Origin of the sequence: Nonomuraea sp. NPDC048826 (assembly GCF_043198225.1) — a bacterium.
Taxonomy (GTDB): Bacteria; Actinomycetota; Actinomycetes; order Streptosporangiales; family Streptosporangiaceae; genus Nonomuraea.
On the sequence record NZ_JBICUQ010000002.1, the window covers coordinates 830,588 to 849,618 of the forward strand.

A 19,031-nucleotide genomic window follows, 5' to 3' on the forward strand; every position below is an offset into this window, starting at 1 on the left:
GCGGATGGATCTGGACGGCGTCTACCGGACGGAGTACGGCCGGTGCGTGGCCACGCTGACGCGGGTGCTCGGTGACATCGGGCTCGCCGAGGAGGCCGTGCAGGACGCGTTCGCGGTGGCCGCCGACAAGTGGCGCGAGGCGCTGCCGCCCAATCCCGGCGGGTGGATCGTGACCACCGCGCGCAACCGGGCGATCGACCGCCTGCGCCGGGAGTCCACCCGTGAGGCCCGCCACGCCCAGGCGCTCCTGCTGCACCAGCCCGCCGAGCCGGCGGAGGTGGGGCCGGTGCGCGACGACCAGCTGCGCATGATCTTCACCTGCTGCCATCCGGCGCTGTCGCCGCTCGCGCGGACCGCGCTCACGCTGCGCCTGCTCGGCGGGCTGGAGGTGACGGAGATCGCCCGCGCCTACCTGGTGCCGGATACGACCGTCGCCCAGCGGATCGTGCGCGCGAAGAAGAAGATCCGCGACGCCGGCATCCCCTTCCGGGTGCCCGGCCCCGCCGAGCTGCCCGATCGGCTGACCTCGGTGCTCGCCGTGCTGTACCTGATCTTCAACGAGGGGTACACGTCCACGTCGGGAGAGCTGCTGCGCACGGACCTGTGCCTGGAGGCGGTCCGCCTGGCCAGGGAGCTGGCCGAGCTGATGCCCGGCGAGCCCGAGGTGCTGGGGCTGCTGGCGCTGCTCCTGCTCATCGAGGCCCGGCGCCCCGCGCGGGTGGGGCCTTCCGGCGAGCTGGTCCCGCTCGCGGAGCAGGACCGGTCGTCGTGGAACCGGGAGCTGATCGCCGAGGGCCACGAGCTGGTACGCCGGTGCCTGCGCCGCGACCAGCCCGGGCCGTACCAGCTGCAGGCCGCCATCAACGCCGTGCACACCGACGGGCCCGCGACCGACTGGAAGCAGGTCCTGGCGCTGTACGACCAGCTCCTGCGGCACACCCCGACCCCCGTCGTGGCGCTGAACCGCGCGGTCGCCGTCGCCGAGGTGCACGGACCGGCGGCGGCGCTGGCCGCCGTCGACGAGCTGGACCTGCCGGGCTACCACCTGCTGCCCGCCACCCGCGCCGACCTCCTGGCCCGCCTGGGCCGCACCGCCGAGGCCGTCGCCGCCTACGACGAGGCGATCACCCTGACCGCCAACGACACCGAACGGGCCTTCCTGGAGACGCGACGGACGCGTCTGGCACAGGAGGCCACCGACGAATCCCACCCGAGGAGAACGACATGACCGCGAGCTACACCTACGACATCTTCACCACCCTCGACGGCTACGGTTCCTACGACGGCGACGGCGACGGCGACTGGGGAGGCTACTGGGGCAAGCAGGGCACCGAGCTGCTCGCCCACCGGCTCGCCCTGTTCGGCCAGGAGCAGCGGATGGTCTTCGGGGCCACCACCTTCCGGCAGTTCGTGGAGATGCTCGCGTCGGACGACGAGGAGTACGGGGTCGGCGACCCGTGGGTCACCCGGATGCGCAACATGCCGACGACGGTGGTGTCGTCCACGCTCACGGAGCCCCTCGACTGGCCGGACGCGACCGTCGTCAACGGTGACGCCGTCGAGGTCGTCGCCCGGCTCAAGGAGGAGTCCGACGTGCCGTTGCGCTCGCACGGCAGCCTGTCGCTGAACCGGGCGCTGCTGGCCGCCGGCCTGGTCGACCGGGTCCAGGTGACGATCTTCCCGGTGATCAGCGGCAGGACCGGGACGCAGCCGGTCCTGCGGGGCGCGGCCGACTTCGACCTCGAACTGCTGGAGAGCCGGACCCTCGACGGCCGCACCCAGGAGCTCGTCTACCGGCCCACCCCGCACCCGGCCCCATAGAAAACGGGCATAGCGCTGGGTGACGATCGCGTCCCCTTCCTACGCTCGGCGTGTCCACCGACCCGCGGGGGATACGCGATGCCCAGCAGGGACGAAGCCGTACAGGCGCTGCGCCTCATCGCCCGCCTGGCCGAGGAGCACGGCGACGCGCTCGACCGGGCGTTCCGGCTCTTCGGCGACGGCGCGTTGCTCGGCCCCAGGGCGGCCCGGTTACACGCCGGCCTGGTGAACCGGTGCGGCGAGGTCGGCCAGGCCTTCACCCGGTCGTTCCACCAGGTCGAGCGGCTGGCCACGGCGCGCGGCGACCCGGCCGGGGTGCCCGCCCCGCACCTGCGCCGCCCGCCCGGCCCGCTGCGCGCGCCGCCCGGCGGCTTCGTGGGCGGCGACCCGGACCTCATGCAGGTCATCGACACCGAGCTGACCGAGGTCGGCGAGTCCTGGCAGCGGGCCGGCCAGGTCATGGCCGCCACCCTGGTCCGGCTGGGCCTCGACGGCTCGCCCGGCCAGGACATCGGCCGGGCCGGCGGCTGGCTGGTGGAGCAGCGCCCCGACCTGCGCCGCCGCCGCGAGGAACTGCTCAAGACCACGCCCGCGCCCACCCCCGAACCGCCCCCGCGGTCGGTCTTCGACACCGCCACGGACGCGGTCACCGACACCCTGTCCCGCGTCGGCGAGGTCTGGGCCGATCAGGTGGCCGGCCTGGTGCCCGGCGCGGGCGGCTTGGCCCACGGGTACGCCGGCCGGGTCGCCGTGCCCTTCGCCCAGGGGGTCGCGGAAGCGGCCATCGGCGCCGCCCGCTTCGGCTGGGACCACTCGCTCGGCGGCCTCATCACCAACCCGACGGGCCCGGTGGAACGGGCCCGCGCGGCGTACGATTCGGGCGAGTTCGCGGCCGGTCACCCGGTGGAGTTCGCCAAGTCCGTCCTCGACTGGGAGACCCTGACGGAGGACCCGGCCCGCTGGTTCGGCCGCCTCGTCCCCGACCTCCTCCTCGGCGGCGGCGCCGCGGCCACCCGCGCGGGCCGGGCCGTGGACGCGCTCACGCCCGCCCGCGCCACGTTCCCCGACGGCACCCCCGTACCCCCGCCCCGGACAGCCGCCGACGGCCCGCCCCTGGCCACGATCCCGATGGGGCGGAAGTTCGTGGGGGAGGACCACCGCGACGGGGTGCTCTACCTGGACGCCGCGGAACGGGAGAGCAAGCGCCTCGTGGTCCACGACGGCAAGCTCTACGACGTGCACGGAAGGCTGTTCGACACCACCGAGGCGCGCAGCCACTTCTCGGGGGAGGGACGGGCCATCTTCGTCATGGACCAGTACGGGAACCTCTACGCGCACAAGGAGCACGAGGTCGGCGTGTTCCACCACTCCAGCTTCCTGGGCGGTGCGGAAGTGGCCGGCGCCGGGGACTTCGAAGTGAAGAATGGGGTGCTGAAGGTGATTTCCCGTCACAGCGGCCACTACCATCCGGCCCCCGAAGACCTCCAAAGGGTCGTCGACCGCCTGAGAAGCTCCGGAGTGGACTTCGACGGCGTGATCAAGGAGGGATACGACCGTGGATGATTTCCCGCCGCCCTGGGGCTGGCGCCGCGTGGCCTGCTTCCTGCTCTACACCCTGCAGTTCCAGCCGGCCCTCGACGACGACCTCGCCCGCCTCAGGGCCGGAGGGCTCGTCCTGGAGCCGTTCAGGGGTTTCACCCGCGAGGAGGAGTACGAGGGGCTCCAAGAGGCCCTGGCCTCCGACGAGGAGCTGGTCGAACTGCTGCCCACGCCCTGGCCCGTGCCGCACGACGAGCAGGACGTCCGCGACTTCCTGCGCCGGGTGCTCGAACAGATGGATCTCAGGCGGCCCTGGCCGGAGCTGCCGTTCACGGTCCCCCCGATCACCGCCGACCCCGACCGTGACCGCTATCGGGCGATCGCGCGGCTGCGCCTGGACGAGAACGAGCTCAGCAGGCGGATCCACGCCAACCTCGCCCGGGTCGGCGACGGCGGCCGCTGGCTGCCCCTGCTGCTGAACTCGGGCGACGAGGTGGCGCTGGCCACGCCCCACCGGCCCGGCGGCGACCACGTCGCCGTGCTCGCGCGTACGGACGCCGAGCGGCCCCCCGAGGAGATCCTCGCCGCGTTCCTGCACGTCACCGGCTTCACCCTGGAGGAGATCGACGATCTCACGGACGGCGTGAACCCCGTCTCCCGGGGCGGCGCGGGCAGCGGCTGGCTCGCCTACCTGCTGCGCCGCGGTCACTCGGTGGGCGCGCTGGGCGAGGACGCCTTCCGGACCTTCTCGCGCACCCGCCTCTACTGCGAGGCCGGCGAGACTCCCGGGTTCATCGCCGTCGGCCCGCCGGGGGAGGGGCTCGTCCCGGCGTTCACCCTCCCCGAGGGGCTGGCCGCGTACGCGGAGGCCAAGGGCCAGAGCGAGCCGCGCTACTTCTCGGCCACCGGCCGCGACCTGCTCGCCCTCGTCCCCGAGGGCTACGGGGTGCTCGTCGACCCCGGCACCGCGTACGCCACCGCCTTCGACGGGAACGGCCCCCGCCAGGGAGTAGTCTGCGGCCCGTGACTGCTCAGCCGCCGGATGAGACCGGACCGATGGACGACGACTGGATCTGCGCCCGCCTCGGCGAGGACGAGCCCTGGATCCTCGGCGCGGTCAACCCGCCGGTCTTCGAGAACTCCCTGTTCACCTTCGCGAGCGCGACCGAGCTGGGCGAGGCGATCAAGGACGAGGACGAGCGGTACGTCTACTGGCGCGGCACCAACCCCACTGTCGACCTGGCGCAGCGCAAGCTGGCCGCGCTGGAGCGGGCCGAGCGGGCCAAGTGCTTCGCCTCCGGCATGGGCGCGATCTCCGCGACGATCTCCTCGCTGGTGTCGGCGGGCGACCACGTGCTGGTGCTCGGCGCGGTGTACGGGCCGACCACCCAGTTCCTGCGCTACCTGGAGAAGTTCGGCGTCGCCCACACCCACGCCGGCGACCTCGACGCGTGCGAACGCGCCGTCACCCCGGCCACCCGGCTGCTCTACTTCGAATCGCCCTCGTACATGCGGTACGAGATCTTCGACATCCCGGCCGTCACCCGGTGGGCCGCCGATCACGGCCTGGTCACCGTGATGGACAACACCTGGTCCACCCCGATCTTCCAGAAGCCGCTCACCATGGGCGTCGACCTGGTCCTGCACTCGCTGTCGAAGTACGCGGGCGGCCACAGCGACCTGGTCGGCGGGGTCGTCGCGGGCCCGTCCCGGCTGATCAGGCCGCTGGCCCTGACCGAGTACCAGCTCTACGGGGCCGCCATGTCGCCGCACGACGCGGCCAAGGTCGTCAAGGGCCTGCGCACGCTGCCGGTGCGGATGTCCGCGCACCAGGAGCGCGGGCTGGCGGTGGCGGCGTTCCTGGAGGGTCACCCGGCGGTCCGGCGGGTCAACCACCCCGGGCTGCCCTCGCACCCCGGCCACCGGCTGGCCGCGCGCCAGATGGCGGGCTTCTCCAGCCTGTTCAGCGTCGAGCTGGCCACCGAGTCGCGCGCGCAGGTCGCGGCCGTCGTGGACGAGCTGCGCCACTTCCGCGTCGGCGTGTCCTGGGGCGGCTTCGAGAGCCTGGTCAACGCGCCCGCGCTGACCGTCGAGGAGAGCGTGCGGGTGACCATGGGCGTCCCGGTGGGGCTGGTGCGCCTGTCGGTCGGCCTGGAGCCCGCCGAGACCCTGATCAAGGACCTGGACGGCGCGCTGCAGCGGATCACCCCGTGAGGGGTGTCCGCGCTGCTCGCGCACGCGGGGGAGCGGGAACCGGCCTACCGTTCGTCGCGCTGGATTGACCATTCACCGCAACGGCTCTCCAGCTGAACGCCGCTCGTCGGCGGCTCGGCGATAGGCGTCGCACGAGCACTCCACGGCGGGTACCTCACGCTTTTACCGTGTGCGTGATCCGCATCACAGTGGAGGTCTCGTGACGACTAGAGAACATGACGCGTCCGTCTATGAACAAGTACAGGAGAGTAGTGAGTTCCAAGAGCTGAAGCGCCGTTTCCGGCGCTGGACGTTCCCGATGACGGTGGCGTTCCTGGCGTGGTACCTGCTGTATGTGGTGCTGTCGGGCTGGGCCCGCGATTTCATGGGGATCAAACTGCTCGGTGACATCAACGTCGGGCTGATCCTGGGTCTGCTGCAGTTCGTGTCCACCTTCTGGATCGCGTGGGCCTACTCCCGCCACGCCGAGAAGAAGCTCGACCCGATCGCCGACAAGCTGCGGCACGAGGTGGAGGAGAAGACCCAGTGAGCTCCACCACCCTTTCCACGATCCTCTTCCTGGCCTTCGTCGCGGCCACCCTGGCCATCACCGTCTGGGCCAGCCGCCAGACGAAGACGGCGGCCGACTACTACGCGGGCGGCCGGTCCTTCAGCGGCGTGCAGAACGGCCTGGCCATCGGCGGCGACTACATGTCGGCGGCCTCGTTCCTGGGCATCGCCGGGATCATCGCGTTGTCCGGCTACGACGGGTTCCTCTACTCGATCGGCTTCCTGGTGGCCTGGCTGGTGGCGCTGCTGCTGGTGGCCGAGCTGATGCGGAACTCCGGCAAGTTCACCATGGCCGACGTGCTCGCCTTCCGGATGAGCCCGCGCCCGGTCCGCACCGCCGCCGGCACCTCGACCATCGTCGTCAGCATCTTCTACCTGCTGGCCCAGATGGTCGGCGCCGGCGCCCTGGTCGGCCTGCTGCTCGGCGTCACCTCCGAGGCGGGCAAGATCTGGACGATCGTCGCCGTCGGCGCCCTCATGATCGTGTACGTCGTCTTCGGCGGCATGAAGGGCACCACCTGGGTGCAGATCGTCAAGGCCGTGCTCCTCATGACCGGCGCCGCCCTGGTGACCGTGCTGGTGCTCGCCAAGTTCGGCTTCAACCTGTCGGGCCTGCTCGGCCAGGCCGCCGCGACCAGCGGTCCCAAGGCCAACCCCGACCAGTTCCTCATCCCCGGGCTGAAGTACGGCACCGAGGCCCAGGGCCTGGCCGGCAAGATCGACCTGATCAGCCTCGGCCTCGCGCTCGTGCTCGGCACCGCCGGCCTGCCGCACATCCTCATCCGCTTCTACACGGTCCCGACCGCCAAGGACGCGCGCAAGTCCGTGATGTGGGGCATCGGCATCATCGGCACCTTCTACCTGCTGACCCTCGTGCTGGGCTTCGGCGCGGCGGCCATCGTCGGCAGGGAAGAGATCATCGCCCAGGACCCAGGAGGGAACACGGCAGCACCGCTGCTCGCCCTGCGGATCGGTGAGGAGATCTTCGGCTCGGTGGGCGGCACGATCCTGCTGGCCTTCATCGGGGCGGTCGCCTTCGCCACGATCCTCGCGGTGGTGGCCGGCCTCACGCTCGCCTCCTCCTCCAGCTTCGCGCACGACCTGTACGCGCACGTCTTCCGGCGCGGCCAGGCCAGCGAGCGGCAGGAGGTCGTGGTGGCCCGGATCTCCGCCCTGGTCATCGGCGCCATCGCGATCGGCCTGAGCATCCTGGCGCAGAACCAGAACGTCGCCTTCCTGGTGGCCCTGGCCTTCGCCGTGGCCGCCTCGGGCAACCTGCCGGCGATCCTCTACAGCCTGTTCTGGAAGAGGTTCAACACGACGGGCGCGGTCAGCGCCATCTACGGCGGTCTGCTGTCCGCCCTGGTGCTGGTCATCTTCTCGCCGGTGGTCTCCGGCGGCGCGGCGTCCCTCTTCAAGGACGTCGACTTCTCCTGGTTCCCGCTCAGCAACCCGGGCATCGTCTCGATCCCGTTCGGCTTCCTGTGCGGCTACCTCGGAACGATCATGAGCAAGGAGTACAACGCCTCCAAGTACGCCGAGATCGAGGTCCGGTCCCTGACCGGCGTCGGCGCGGAGAAGGCCGTCAAGCACTGAACGAAGAACCGCAGGCGGGCCCGGCCTCCCGGCCGGGCCCGCCGTACGTCTTCTCAGCCCACCGGCTCCGCACGCAGCCGGGCCGAGTGCTTCACCAGCGCGATCAGCACCTCGCGGCTGGAGTCGCGCTTGCGCGCGTCGCACATGATGATCGGGATCGACGGGTTGAGCTGCAGCGCCAGCCGCACCTCCGCCAGCTCGTACGAGGGAGCCCCCTCGAAACAGTTGACCGCGACCACGAACGGCGTGCCGCGCCGCTCGAAGTAGTCGACCGAGGGGAAGCAGTCGGCCAGCCGCCGGGTGTCGGCCAGGATGACCGCCCCCAGCGCCCCCTCCGCCAGCTCGTCCCAGACGAACCAGAACCGCTCCTGCCCGGGGGTGCCGAACAGGTAGAGCACGTACTCGTCGTTGAGCGTGATCCGCCCGAAGTCCATCGCCACGGTGGTGGTCCGCTTGGCCTGGACGCGGCTCAGGTCGTCCACGCCCACGCTGCGATCGGTGAGGATCTCCTCGGTGCGCAGCGGCCGGGTCTCCGACACCGCGCCGACCATGGTCGTCTTGCCCGCGCCGAAGCCGCCGGCAACGAGGATCTTGATGGCTCGCGGGAGGCGAGGCCGCTCAGAGCGATCGAAGACCATCGAGCACCGCCCTGTACATCTTCACGTCATGCATGTCCACCTCGGATTGCGGTTCCTGGGCCGAGACGAGCTCCCTGTCGAACAGGTCGCCGAGCAGCACGCGGATGGTCCCCGCGGGCAGGTTCAGATGGGCGGCGATCTCCGCCACGGACTTGGGCTCGCGGCAGAGCCGCATGATCGACAGGTGCTCGGGGTCCAGCCCGGCCTCGGGGCCGGGCGGCGGGCCGATCGCGAGCGCCATCGAGATGAGGTCGAACTTGCCCCGGGTGGGCGCCGTCCGCCCGCGCGTCACCACGTACGGGCGGATGATCTCCGGGTCGACCCAGTGCTCGTCGGTGGGACCGTCGGTCATGTTCACCGCTCGCTCCCCGCCTCGACGCGCGCGCCCGAGGTCAGGTACTGGCCGACCCTGGCGACCATCATGGCCATCTCGTAGGCGACGAGCCCGATGTCGGCCCGCTGCCCGCAGAGCACGGCCAGGCAGGCGCGCTCCCCGGCCGTGGTGACGATGAGGAACTGCGACTTCCACTCCACCACCGTCTGCTTGACCGCGCCGCCGCTCACATAGTCGGAGACGCCCTTGGCCAGGCTCTGCAGCCCGGAGGCCACGGCCGACAGGTGTTCGCCGTCGGTGCGCACCAGCCCGGCGGAGGAGGCCATGAGCAGCCCGTCGGACGAGAGGACGATCGCGTGCTCCACGTCGCCGATCCGCCCGACCAGGTCGTCGAGCAGCCAGTTGAGGTCGGTGCCCGCACTGGAGGTCATGTTTCACCCCCCGGCTGCTCGCCCATCATCTTGGCGGCATCCGACCTGCCCAGACGGGTGCCTGACTGCAGGGATCCCATCATCGCGCGGATCTCCTCCGGCGAACGGACGTCATCGTCCTCCTCGGTGTCGACTGGTGTGTTCGGGTTGTCCTCGCGCAGGGCGGGGGCCAGGCTTGCCTGCGGCACGCGCAGCGGCAGGCCGCCGGGAGTGAACTCGGGCTGCTTCGGCTCCACGGTCTCCTCGGACTCGCCGGTCGGCGCCGGGACGGCGCGCGGGGTCTGCTGAGGTTCGGTCTGGACGGGCCGGGGGACAGGTTCCGGTACGGGGAGCGGCCGTACGGGTTCGGACGCGACCTTGAGCTGACGCACGTTGTGCGGGGCCGGCGCGCGTTCCGCCACCGCCACCGCCCGGCGCGGCAGGGCCGGTGTCGCGTCCTCGCCCTGCGGCAGCGGATCGGTGTCGACCTCGACGAGCTCCTGCGGCAGCAGCACCACGACCGTCGTGCCGCCGTACGGGGAAGCCTTCAGCCTGACCTGGATGTCGTGCCGCTTGGCGAGCTGGCTCACCACGTACAGGCCCAGCCTGGCGGTGCCGGAGATGCGGAACTCCGGCGGGTCGGCGATGCGCTCGTTGGCGGCGGACAGGTCCTCCGGCTTCATGCCGAGGCCGCGGTCCTCGATCTCGACCACGTACCCGTTGGCCACCAGCTGGCCGCTCACCTGGACCGAGGTGTACGGCGGGGAGAACGAGGCGGCGTTCTCGATCAGCTCGGCCAGCAGGTGGATGACGTCGCCGACCGCGCGGCCGACCAGCACCACGTCGCCCATCGGCATGATCGTCACCCGGGTGTAGTCCTCCACCTCGGCCAGCGCGCCGCGCACCACGTCCAGCATCGGCACCGAGCGCCGCCACGTACGGGCGGGGGAGGAACCGGACAGCACGATGAGGTTCTCCGCGTTGCGGCGCATGCGGATGGCGAGGTGGTCCAGCCGGAACAGCTCCTTCAGCTCCTCCGGGTCGGTCTCGCGCCGCTCCATCACGTCCAGCACGGTGAGCTGCCGGTGCACCAGGCCCTGCGTCCTGCGGGCCAGGCTCAGCAGGATGTCGCGGATGCTGCGGCGCAGCTCGGCCTGCTCGGCGGCGACGCTGATCGCGGTGTGCTGGACGGTGTTGAACGCCTGGCCCACCTGACCGATCTCGTCGTCGCCGAAGTCCAGGTCGGGCACCTCCTTCGAGACGTCCACCACCTCGCCGTGGCCGATCCGCTCCACCACGTTCGGCAGGCGCTCGTCGGACAGCTGGTGCGCGGCGTCGCGCAGCTTCCTGAGCTGGGCGAGGAGCTGCCGGGTCGTGGTGACCGACAGCACGATCGAGGCGATGACCGCCACCAGGCCCAGGCCGCCGGCCAGGAGGAGCCGGACCAGGACGCCCACGGCGACGGGGACGATCCGCTCCGCCAGCCGGTCACCGGCCGCGAGCGTCTCCTGCTGCATGTCGGCCAGCGTCGCCTCGGCCGCCTTGCGCCACTCCTCGGCCTCCACCGGCAGCGGGCCCGACCGGTACGCGATGAGCCGCTGCTCCATGGTCCGCACCCGGGTGGCGGGCTCGCTCTTGGTCCACGCGTCGTAGGCCGCCCAGTCCTCCTGCGGGAGCTTCGACATGGCCTCGGCGAGCGTGAAGCGGAAGACGCCCGCGACGGAGACGAACTCGGCGTGCTCGTCCTCGGCGAAGCCGCCCCGGGCGAAGACGCCGGCCAGGAGCGCGTCCTCACGCGCCAGCCACTCGCGTGAGCGGCTGATCTCCGACAGGGTCCGGCCGTCCCTGGCGATCTCCTTGTCGTCGAACGCCGCCACCGATTCGTACATGCGGTAAAGCAGGTCGATCACGTTGTCGTAGGGGGCGGCGGCGGCCTGGGAGGAGCCGGCCCGGCCCGTGTCGATCGACTTCCTGGCCGTGTCCAGCTTGGTCAGCTCGCTCCGCACGTCCGCGACCCGGGCCATCAGCGCGTCGTCCGCGGCCACGGCCAGCGCGGTGCTGTCGAGGGAGGCGGCGAACTCGGCGCGCGCCGCGTCGGTCCGTGCCCGCTGGTCCCGCAGGGCCTTGTCGGCGCCCCTGGCTCCGCTGCCCAGGCGGGTGAGGGTCTGGCGGCGCTCGCGCTGCAGCTCGACCAGGAGAGGCTCGCTCGGCTCGACCAGCTGGGCGTCGACGGTGGCCGCCCCGAGCAGGTTGACCCCTTCGCGCAGGGTCACCCACGCGGCGAACGCCCACAGCAGGGTGAGCGACACGATCAGCGCCGTGACCTTGGAACGGACGCTCGCGTTACGGAAGCGCATCGAGCCCACCCGGCGGAAACACGTAGTAAGCATGCCTTGTCAAGGCAGCAAAATGGGCAAACCAGGAATCTGACACTCGGGTCACCCTAGCAATGCGCTATTGCTTGATCAACAATAATCGACACGAATCAGATGCTATGTCCCGTTTATCCGGTTAAATTTCTGTTGCTTGTGACACTCTGCGACATGTAAGGCAGCCAGGATCGCCGCTCGCACGATGGCTGTCGGCGAGTAAAGGTCCTTGTCATGCCACAATGGTGGGAAATGCGGTAAATCGGCCGACTGGAGAAGATAGTCGTGTCCACGCCCCGCTGCCCGCTTGCACCGCTCGTCCGGCTCCGGTCCTGACAACAGCAAGGTCTGCACCGCGTACGCGGTCTCCTCCGGCGTGCCCGTCCACCGCCCCCACGACCCGTCCTCCCGCTGCGCGGCCAGCACCCACTCCCGGGCCCGCAGCACCGCGCCGGCGTGCTCCGGCCCGCCGAACTCGCCCAGCGCCAGCGCGCAGCCCAGCGTCGCGTAGTAGGGGGAGGCGTGCCACCGGTCGTCCCAGCTCCCGTCGGGCCGCTGCCGCTCCGCCAGCCACCGGGCCACCCGCGCCATGACCGGCCCGTACCGCTCGACGGCTGCCGGCCTGACCCGGACGTACGCGCCGAACGCGTCCAGCACGTGGGCGTTGGTGGTGGGTGAGAAGCCGTCCTCGCCCTGCCAGGTGCAGTAGTGCGTGCCCGTGTCGAAGGCCAGCAGCGGGGCGGGGTCGCACGGCGCCCCCAGCAGGGCCAGCGCGTGGAGGGCGACGCTCGTGGTGTCCGCGTCGGCCGGCAGCCCGGCCCCGGCGGGCGTCCCTTCCGGACCGATCGTCGCCCGCAGGTCGGCGATCATCTCGGGCGGCGCCTCCACCCGGATGCCCGCCCTGGCCAGCCAGCTCAGCACCCAGCCGCGCTCGAACACGGTGATCGGCAGCCCGACCGGCACCGGCCCGCCGAACCGCTTGGCCACCGCCTCCAGATAACGCCTGGCCCAGACGGCCGAGTCCGCCGCGTCGGGCGGGTCCGGCGGGTCCGGCGGGACGGAGCCGCCGAGCCACGCGGCCGTCGCCGCCGGCGACGCGCCCACCGTGCCGGCCGGGGTCGGCAGCACGCCGTCCGGCCGCTGGGCCGCCACCACCTCCAGCACGTGCAGGATCTTCTGCGGCGGCCGCTGACCTGATTCCAGCAGCCGCCGGACCCGCCTCAGCCGCGCGCCGTCCAGCCCGGGCGGACACGGCAGCGGCTCGCCCGGCCCGTGCGCGTCGATGAGCGCCACCAGCGCCGGGACGATCAGGTCGATGGCCGGGGTGTCCGGCAACTCGGCCGGCCGGGCCAGCATGTCCCGCAGCGCCGCCAGCCCCGCCTCGGCGGCCGGCAGCACCTCCGGGGAGCCGTCCCGGGCCGCGCTCATCAACGCCTCCGTGGCGCTCAGCGTCGGTACGAGCCGGTACCCGCCCGGCTGACCCCACGAACCGTCCGCCCCCTGCTCGGCCAGCAGGAACGCGATCCGCTCCCGATGGCCGACGAGCCAGGGGGCCAGCGTGACCAGCCGTCCCGTCTCGTACACCGAAGGGGACACCTGGCCCCACGGCGTGGCCATGAGTCCGGTGACCAGGTCGGCGGCGCGCCGTGCGATGTCAGTGCTCATGTGTTCCTCGAAGCCCAGAAATCGGACAGCCCGTAGAAGCCCGCGCTGTAGTGGATCTGCCACCAGAGGTACTCGGCGGCCCTTGGATGGTCGCCGCGCAGCGGCCCGATCAGGCCGGCGGCCTCGCGCGACAGCTCCGTCATCCGGGCGGTCACCTCGTCCGCCGTCATGCCGAGCGCGAGGGCGTTGACGTCGCCGGACGCCGACTCCCTGCGGTGCGTGGCCAGGTCGTTGAGCAGCCGCAGGTAACGCTGGACCGTCTCGCCCGCGGCCCGCAGCCGTGCCAGGCCGGCGGGAGTCGTGACCTCGCCGCTGTAGATCCAGTGGGACACGGCGATGAACAGAGCGCCGCTGCTGTCGGCGTTGGCCAGATACTCCTCCGGGCCGGGGGGACTGGTGAGGCCCCGGCTCCACTCCCACTCGCGGGCCATCGCGGTGAGCATGCGGCCCAGCCGCTCGCGCCAGTCACCCTCCAGAGCGGCGAACGCGGGCCCGGCGGCCAGTTCGTCGCGCAGGTCGGCGACGAAGGCGGCCAGGTGCCGTGCGGCCTTCGGCGCTCTCGGAGACCCGTCCGTGGCGGCGGCCTCCAGGCAGGCCCCCGTCAGCGCCGCCACCTCGTCCCGCGTGGCCGCCTCCTCGTCGAACAGCCGGTCCACCGCGAACACCAGCAGCGACGCCCGGTTGACCACCCGCAACTCGGTCACACTCGCCCACGGCGAGCCGAACGCGCCCGCCATCGCCAGCGACCCGAACAGTCCGGAGTCGAACGACTCGGGCGGGAACAGCCCGTCGTACCGCGCCGCCCATCGCTCCAGGTCGCGCCCGCCGGCCACCGCGAGCGCGCAGGTCCTCCCGGTGGCGAACAGCTCGCCGGGGTCGTTCACGACCGGCCCACCGGGACGAGCGTCATCGTCAGACCGGCCGGCGGCCGCAGCGAGGAGGCCAGCCGCGGCGTCACCTGCCGGTCGAGGTGCACCACCGGCCGGTACTTGCGGAGGATGCCGGCGAGCACCAGCGGCGCCTCCATCAGGAACAGGTGCTGGCCCAGGCAGACGTGCGGGCCCGCGCCGAACGGCCAGTAGGCGTACCGGTGCCGCCCCGACTCCCGCCCCGGCGCGAACCGCTCCGGGTCGAACACCGACGGCGCGTCCCAGAACTCCGGCATCCGGTGCGTCAGATAGGGACTGAGCAGCACGGTCGACCCGGCCTCGATCTCGACCCCGCCGACCACGTCCGCCGCCACCGCCTTGCGCGGCAGGATCCAGCCCGGCGGGAAGAGCCGCATCAGCTCGTGGACGAACATCCTCAGGTACGGCAGACGCGGCAGGTGCGCGGTGCTGACCGGGTCCGCGCCGACGACCCGGTCGATCTCCTCGTACACCTTCGCGGCGACTCCCGGGTAGGCGTCGAGGATCGGCCAGGCCCAGGTCAGCGCCGTGGCCGAGGTCTCGGTGGAGGCGCCGTGCATGGCCACCAGGTCGTCCCTGATCCGGCGCTCGCCCTCCTCGCCGGCGACGTCCTCGCGTGCCTTGACCAGGCGCGCGACGACGTCCACGCTGTCCTGGTCCAGGCCCTGGCTCGCGCGGGCCCTGGCCTCCCGGATCCGGGGGTACACGACCGCGTCGATGGTCCTGATCGCCCGCCGGAAGGCCCGGTCGCCGGGCATCGGCAGGCCCTCGGGCACGAACGGCATCACCAGCCGGAGCGCCTTGGCGGTGACGGCGACGTCGTAGGCCGGAACCAGCCGGTCGATGTCCGCCACGGAGATCTTCGAGCCGAAGAACAGCCGGACGATCGTCGGGTGCACGAGGCCCGAGATGAGCCGGGAGATGTCGAACGGCCGGTCCGGCGTGATCGTCTCCTCGATCAGCCGGTCGATGATCACGGCCATCTTCTCGGCCAGCGAGTTGACGTACCTGGCCGTGAAGAGCGGCTGCAGGATCCGCCGGCTCTCGGCCCAGGTCTCGCCGTCCGACAGGATGCCCTCGCCGAGCAGCGGCGCCAGAGGGTCCCAGAACATGCCGCCGCGGACGAAGTTGGGCTGGTTCTGGATCAGTACGTGCTGGACGTGGTCGGGGTGGGTCACCAGGTAGGGATGGAACGGTCCCATGTCGAGCCGGACGAGCTCGCCGCCCGCCTGCCGCGAGGCCTCTTCGAGGGCGTGGACGGGAGTCCGGTGATGCTTGGTGAGCCTGGTCAGAAAGGGGACGGTTCGGGTCTGGGCGGCGTTGGTCGCCACAATGGTGCCTCCAAGCCCACGGAGCGTCCGTCCCAACAGACGGGACATTTGCCCACAAAAGCCAAATCTAGGATGGAGTATCACATGATCTTGGCTGTACATTCAAGATCGAGTGGGAGGTGGCCAGTGGCCGGAGCGCGAGGCCCGTCGCCGGGAGACGAAGTGATCGCCCGCTGCCGGCGTCTCTTCGAGCCCGCTCTGCGCGAGGCGGTGTCGGTGCTCCACCCGTGGAGCGCCAGGATGGCCGGGTTCACGCTCGGCTGGGCCGACGCCGACGGCAGGCCGTACGAGGGCAACGCCGGCAAGAGCGTGCGCCCCGCCATCGCCCTGCTGTGCGCCGAGGCCGCCGGCGCCGACCCCGGCTCAGCGGTGCCCGCTGCGGTCGCGGTCGAGCTGGTGCACGCCTTCTCGCTCGTCCACGACGACATCATCGACCACGACGAACAGCGCAGGCACCGCCCGGCCCTGTGGAAGGTGTACGGCACCGGCCCCGCCCTGCTGGCCGGCGACGCACTTCTGGCCCTCGCCGTCGCCCAGCTCGCCCGCTCCGGCGAGGCCATGACCTACCTCTCGTCGGCCCTCGTCGAACTGGTCCAGGGCCAGACCGCCGACATGGCCTTCGAAGGCCGCCCGTGGCGCGGCCCCGGCGCCGTGACCGCCGACGAGTACACCGAGATGACCCTCGGCAAGACGGGCGGCCTGCTCGGCGCCGCCGCGGCCACCGGCGTCATCCTGGGCGGCCGGGCCGACCTGGCCGCCCGCATGTGGCAGATGGGCCGCGAACTGGGGGTCGCCTTCCAGCTCGCCGACGACATCCTCGGCATCTGGGGCGACCCCACCGTCACCGGCAAACCCGCCGACAGCGACCTGCGCCGCGGCAAGAAGACCTACCCGGTGCTCGCCGCCCTCGCCACCGACTCCGTTGCCGCCCGCGAACTCGCCACCCTCCTCAGCACGGGCGCCACCGACGACCGGTCGGTACGACGCGCCGCCCGCCTCGTCGAGGAAGCCGGCGGCCGCGCCGAAGCCGAAACCCTGGCCGACCGCTACCTGTCCTCCGCCCTGGACACCATGAACGCCTGCCTCCCCCACGCCACCGACCTCCGCACCCTCTGCGGCTCCCTCATAGACCGCATCCACTGACCCACCCCACCCGAACCCGGGACGCCCTCGAAAACCCTGGGCCTCCTCAAGAGCCGGGGTGCCCGCGCGAGCCGTGCCAGCTCACGAGCCGGGGACCCTCGCGTGCCGAGCCACCCTCGGGAATCTGAGCACCCTCACCAGACGAAACTTTCGTACCGGCAGAACCTTCGAGTCAGGCGTCACCTTCCGGCCAGGCGCGGCCCCCCAGTCAGGCGCGCCAGTGGGAGGCCAAGTGCCGCCCCGGGAGCGAGGCGGATCTCAGGCCCGGGACGGCCCTTGGGCCGGGTGCAGCCCTCGGGCGTCAGGGGCGGCCCTTGGGGCGGCCACCCTTGGAGGTCGGGGGCCGCTCTCGCAGGTCAGGGCCGTCCCCACGGGTCAGGGCCGTCCCCACAGGTCACGGCGGTCCCGAAGGGCCGTCCCCACAGGTCAAGGGCGGGAGGCCTCGTCGAGAAGTCGCAGCTCCTCCGCCGTCAGCTCCAGATCGGCCGCGGCCAGCAGCGGCGCGAGCTGGTCCACGTCGCGGGCGCTGGTGATCGGCGCGGCCACCGTGGGCTGCGCCGCCAGCCATGCCAACGCCACCGTCGCCTGCTCCACCTGCCGCCCGGCCGCCACCTTGCCCAGCGCCTCCACAGCCTTTCGCCCGTGCTCGGTGTGCATATAGTGAGCAGCCGCCGACGCCCGAGGGCTGTCGACCGTCGCACCGCTCGTGTACTTCCCGGTCAGGAACCCACGGGCCAGCCCCCAATAGGGCGTGCTCGACAGCCCCTCCCGGGCCACCACGTCCCGCAGCTCTCCCTCGTACGCGCGCTCGACCAGGTTGTACGGCTGCTGCAGCGCGACGTACCGGGGCAACCCGTTCTCGTCGGCCACCTGCAACGCCTCGGCCAGCCGTACGGGCCCGTAGTTCGACGCGCCGACGTAGCGCACCTTCCCCTCGCGGATCAGCTCACCGAACGTCCCCAGCGACTCCGCGAGCGGGGTGTCGCGATCGTCCACGTGCGCCCAGTAGAGATCGATGCGATCAGTGCGCAGCCGGTGCAGCGACGCCTCCACCGCCATCCTGATCGTGCGCGGCGCCAGCCCCTTGAGGCCCTCCAGCATGCCGACCTTGGTGGCCAGCACGATCTGGTCCCGGTTGCCGCGGCTCTCCATCCACTCGCCGATCAGGATCTCGGAGGTGGACTCGCCCGTGGCCCAGTACGGATAGCTGTCGGCCGTGTCGATGAAGTTTCCGCCCGCCTCGACATAGGCGTCGAGCACTGCCCAGGACGCTTCCTTGTCGGCCGTCCAGCCGAACACGTTCGCGCCGAGTGCGATGGGGTGAACGGACAGATCTGTGGTGCCTATCGATCTCATCACCCCATTATCCGCACCCGTCACAGAGAGTCCCAGCCGGTACCACCTCCGACGGTCCACTACCCGCCGCCCCAGCCCCGCCCACGGAGCCGCTCCTCGCGCGAGCCCCGACCGCAGCCATCCCACGGATCCACCCCTCCCGCGAGCCGCCGACCGCAGCCACTCCCACAGATCCACCTCTCGTGCGAGCTTCCCCCGGACTGCGGACTCCCACAGATTCATCTTTCGCGCGAGCTTCCCTCCGGACCGCGAGCTCCACGGTCTTTCTTACGTGTCAACTTTGCTTGGAGCACGGCCTCCACAGATCGCCTCTCGGGTGAGCTCCTCGGAGCAAGGCCACCAGAGCTGGGGGACAGCCCACGACCTCGCTATCCGCCTCCCCGGCCAGCGGGCAACGTCAGACGTAAGCGCCGGATCGTACGCGAGATCTCGGCCCGGTTCTTGGCGGACTTGAGCCACGTGGGCAGGCGTTCCACCAAGCTCGCCGGAGCCCCGGGCGCGACGCCCCCTCGTTCGCGCAGCTTCGCCGCCACGTAGGCCTCCAGCAGGTCGAGGTGCTGGGCGTCGTAGGCCCACAGCACATGTCCGCGGCACCTCGCCCGCAACCACAACGGCCGCCGGAAGAAGGGATCGACAGGAGCGCCGACGACAACCGAGCCGACCGTCTCGTCCTTGAGATAGCCACACCCTCCACAGCTCAGACGCCGACGCAGGTTCACGGCCCCGGTCGAGGCCGTGTCGCCGTCGTCCTCGGCCATCCCCAGCTGCGCCACGACGACGGCACACCCATCACATCGAGGACAGCGCACCAGCACCTCGTCGACGAAGTCGTACCCGTACTTCCGCTCACGCCGATCCCGGAACCGGCCACCACCCCCCACCGCATCGCCCCGACCGGCGGCATCCCGGAGACCGGAAGGATCGCTGTGACCGGAAGTATCGCGCTGACCGGCCGACTCGCGGCGACCGGCAGCATGGCCCCGACCGGCAGCGTTGCCTCGACCGGTGGCATCGCGGTGATCCGCCACCTGGCCCGGATCGACCGTATCGCGGTGATCCGCCGCATTGCCCCGAACGGCCGCATTGCCCTGATGGGCGGTATCGCCCTGATCGGCGGTATCGCCGTGACTCGACGCATCCTCCTGACTTGACGCATCA

At 71.6% G+C, this 19,031-nt stretch carries 18 protein-coding genes; 9 read left to right on the top strand and 9 right to left on the bottom strand.

Going from position 1 to position 19,031, the window contains the following annotated elements; all coding sequences use genetic code 11:
- Window positions 1–4: 4 nt before the first annotated feature.
- The 7 genes from ACGFI7_RS09420 (at window position 5) to ACGFI7_RS09450 (ending at window position 7,719) form a co-directional block, all read left to right on the top strand.
- Window positions 5–1,228 carry an RNA polymerase sigma factor gene (locus ACGFI7_RS09420; protein ID WP_393401332.1) on the top strand — a complete coding sequence of 408 codons (1,224 nt, stop codon included), beginning with the start codon at window positions 5–7 and terminating at the stop codon, window positions 1,226–1,228.
- On the top strand, window positions 1,225–1,821 hold the full coding sequence (locus ACGFI7_RS09425) for a dihydrofolate reductase family protein (RefSeq protein ID WP_393401335.1): 597 nt from the start codon (window positions 1,225–1,227) through the stop codon (window positions 1,819–1,821). The genes ACGFI7_RS09420 and ACGFI7_RS09425 overlap by 4 nt, the downstream gene beginning before the upstream one ends.
- A 78-nt stretch (window positions 1,822–1,899) precedes the next feature.
- A complete protein-coding gene (locus ACGFI7_RS09430; RefSeq protein WP_393401337.1) occupies window positions 1,900–3,384 on the top strand; it encodes a hypothetical protein in 1,485 nt (494 codons plus the stop codon).
- Entirely contained in the window at window positions 3,377–4,387 is a 1,011-nt protein-coding gene (locus tag ACGFI7_RS09435) for an SseB family protein (RefSeq protein WP_393401339.1), read from the top strand. The genes ACGFI7_RS09430 and ACGFI7_RS09435 overlap by 8 nt, the downstream gene beginning before the upstream one ends.
- Entirely contained in the window at window positions 4,384–5,574 is a 1,191-nt protein-coding gene (locus ACGFI7_RS09440; protein WP_393401341.1) for a trans-sulfuration enzyme family protein, read from the top strand. Before ACGFI7_RS09435 ends, ACGFI7_RS09440 begins: the two co-directional genes overlap by 4 nt.
- Window positions 5,575–5,872: 298 nt before the next feature.
- Window positions 5,873–6,103, top strand: a complete 231-nt coding sequence (locus ACGFI7_RS09445) for a DUF485 domain-containing protein (protein WP_393401344.1) — start codon at window positions 5,873–5,875, stop codon at window positions 6,101–6,103.
- Window positions 6,100–7,719: a cation acetate symporter gene (locus ACGFI7_RS09450; RefSeq protein ID WP_393401346.1), complete on the top strand. Its 1,620-nt coding sequence runs from the start codon at window positions 6,100–6,102 to the stop codon at window positions 7,717–7,719. Before ACGFI7_RS09445 ends, ACGFI7_RS09450 begins: the two co-directional genes overlap by 4 nt.
- A 53-nt stretch (window positions 7,720–7,772) precedes the next feature.
- On the opposite strand, the gene ACGFI7_RS09455 is transcribed toward ACGFI7_RS09450, so the two are convergent.
- The 7 genes from ACGFI7_RS09455 to ACGFI7_RS09485 form a co-directional block, all read right to left on the bottom strand.
- Window positions 7,773–8,357, bottom strand: coding sequence for an ATP/GTP-binding protein (locus ACGFI7_RS09455; protein ID WP_393401349.1), 585 nt, complete (start codon window positions 8,355–8,357; stop codon window positions 7,773–7,775).
- Window positions 8,338–8,709, bottom strand: a complete 372-nt coding sequence (locus tag ACGFI7_RS09460) for a DUF742 domain-containing protein (RefSeq protein WP_393401915.1) — start codon at window positions 8,707–8,709, stop codon at window positions 8,338–8,340. The genes ACGFI7_RS09455 and ACGFI7_RS09460 overlap by 20 nt, the downstream gene beginning before the upstream one ends.
- 2 nt (window positions 8,710–8,711) lie before the next feature.
- Window positions 8,712–9,122 carry a roadblock/LC7 domain-containing protein gene (locus ACGFI7_RS09465; RefSeq protein ID WP_393401352.1) on the bottom strand — a complete coding sequence of 137 codons (411 nt, stop codon included), beginning with the start codon at window positions 9,120–9,122 and terminating at the stop codon, window positions 8,712–8,714.
- On the bottom strand, window positions 9,119–11,458 hold the full coding sequence (locus ACGFI7_RS09470; RefSeq protein ID WP_393401354.1) for a nitrate- and nitrite sensing domain-containing protein: 2,340 nt from the start codon (window positions 11,456–11,458) through the stop codon (window positions 9,119–9,121). Before ACGFI7_RS09470 ends, ACGFI7_RS09465 begins: the two co-directional genes overlap by 4 nt.
- Window positions 11,459–11,593: 135 nt before the next feature.
- Window positions 11,594–13,135 (bottom strand): prenyltransferase/squalene oxidase repeat-containing protein, encoded by a 1,542-nt coding sequence (locus ACGFI7_RS09475; RefSeq protein ID WP_393401356.1) that lies wholly within the window; start codon window positions 13,133–13,135, stop codon window positions 11,594–11,596.
- Window positions 13,132–14,019 carry a terpene synthase family protein gene (locus ACGFI7_RS09480; protein WP_393401358.1) on the bottom strand — a complete coding sequence of 296 codons (888 nt, stop codon included), beginning with the start codon at window positions 14,017–14,019 and terminating at the stop codon, window positions 13,132–13,134. Before ACGFI7_RS09480 ends, ACGFI7_RS09475 begins: the two co-directional genes overlap by 4 nt.
- A complete protein-coding gene (locus ACGFI7_RS09485) occupies window positions 14,016–15,374 on the bottom strand; it encodes a cytochrome P450 (RefSeq protein ID WP_393401361.1) in 1,359 nt (452 codons plus the stop codon). Before ACGFI7_RS09485 ends, ACGFI7_RS09480 begins: the two co-directional genes overlap by 4 nt.
- Before the next feature lie 162 nt (window positions 15,375–15,536).
- On the opposite strand from ACGFI7_RS09485, the gene ACGFI7_RS09490 reads away from it, so the two are divergent.
- Entirely contained in the window at window positions 15,537–16,517 is a 981-nt protein-coding gene (locus tag ACGFI7_RS09490; RefSeq protein ID WP_393401363.1) for a polyprenyl synthetase family protein, read from the top strand.
- Window positions 16,518–16,943: 426 nt separating this feature from the next.
- Here the strand turns inward: ACGFI7_RS09490 and ACGFI7_RS09495 are convergent, their stop codons facing one another.
- The gene (locus ACGFI7_RS09495; protein WP_393401366.1) at window positions 16,944–17,873 is read right to left on the bottom strand and encodes an aldo/keto reductase; all 930 of its coding nucleotides are present in this window, start codon (window positions 17,871–17,873) and stop codon (window positions 16,944–16,946) included.
- A gap of 368 nt (window positions 17,874–18,241) precedes the next feature.
- On the bottom strand, window positions 18,242–18,631 hold the full coding sequence (locus ACGFI7_RS09500) for a hypothetical protein (protein WP_393401369.1): 390 nt from the start codon (window positions 18,629–18,631) through the stop codon (window positions 18,242–18,244).
- 168 nt (window positions 18,632–18,799) lie between these two features.
- Between ACGFI7_RS09500 and ACGFI7_RS09505 the strand changes: the two genes are divergently transcribed.
- Complete coding sequence (locus tag ACGFI7_RS09505; protein ID WP_393401372.1) at window positions 18,800–19,024, top strand: hypothetical protein; 225 nt, start codon at window positions 18,800–18,802, stop codon at window positions 19,022–19,024.
- The last annotated feature ends 7 nt before the right edge of the window (window positions 19,025–19,031 follow it).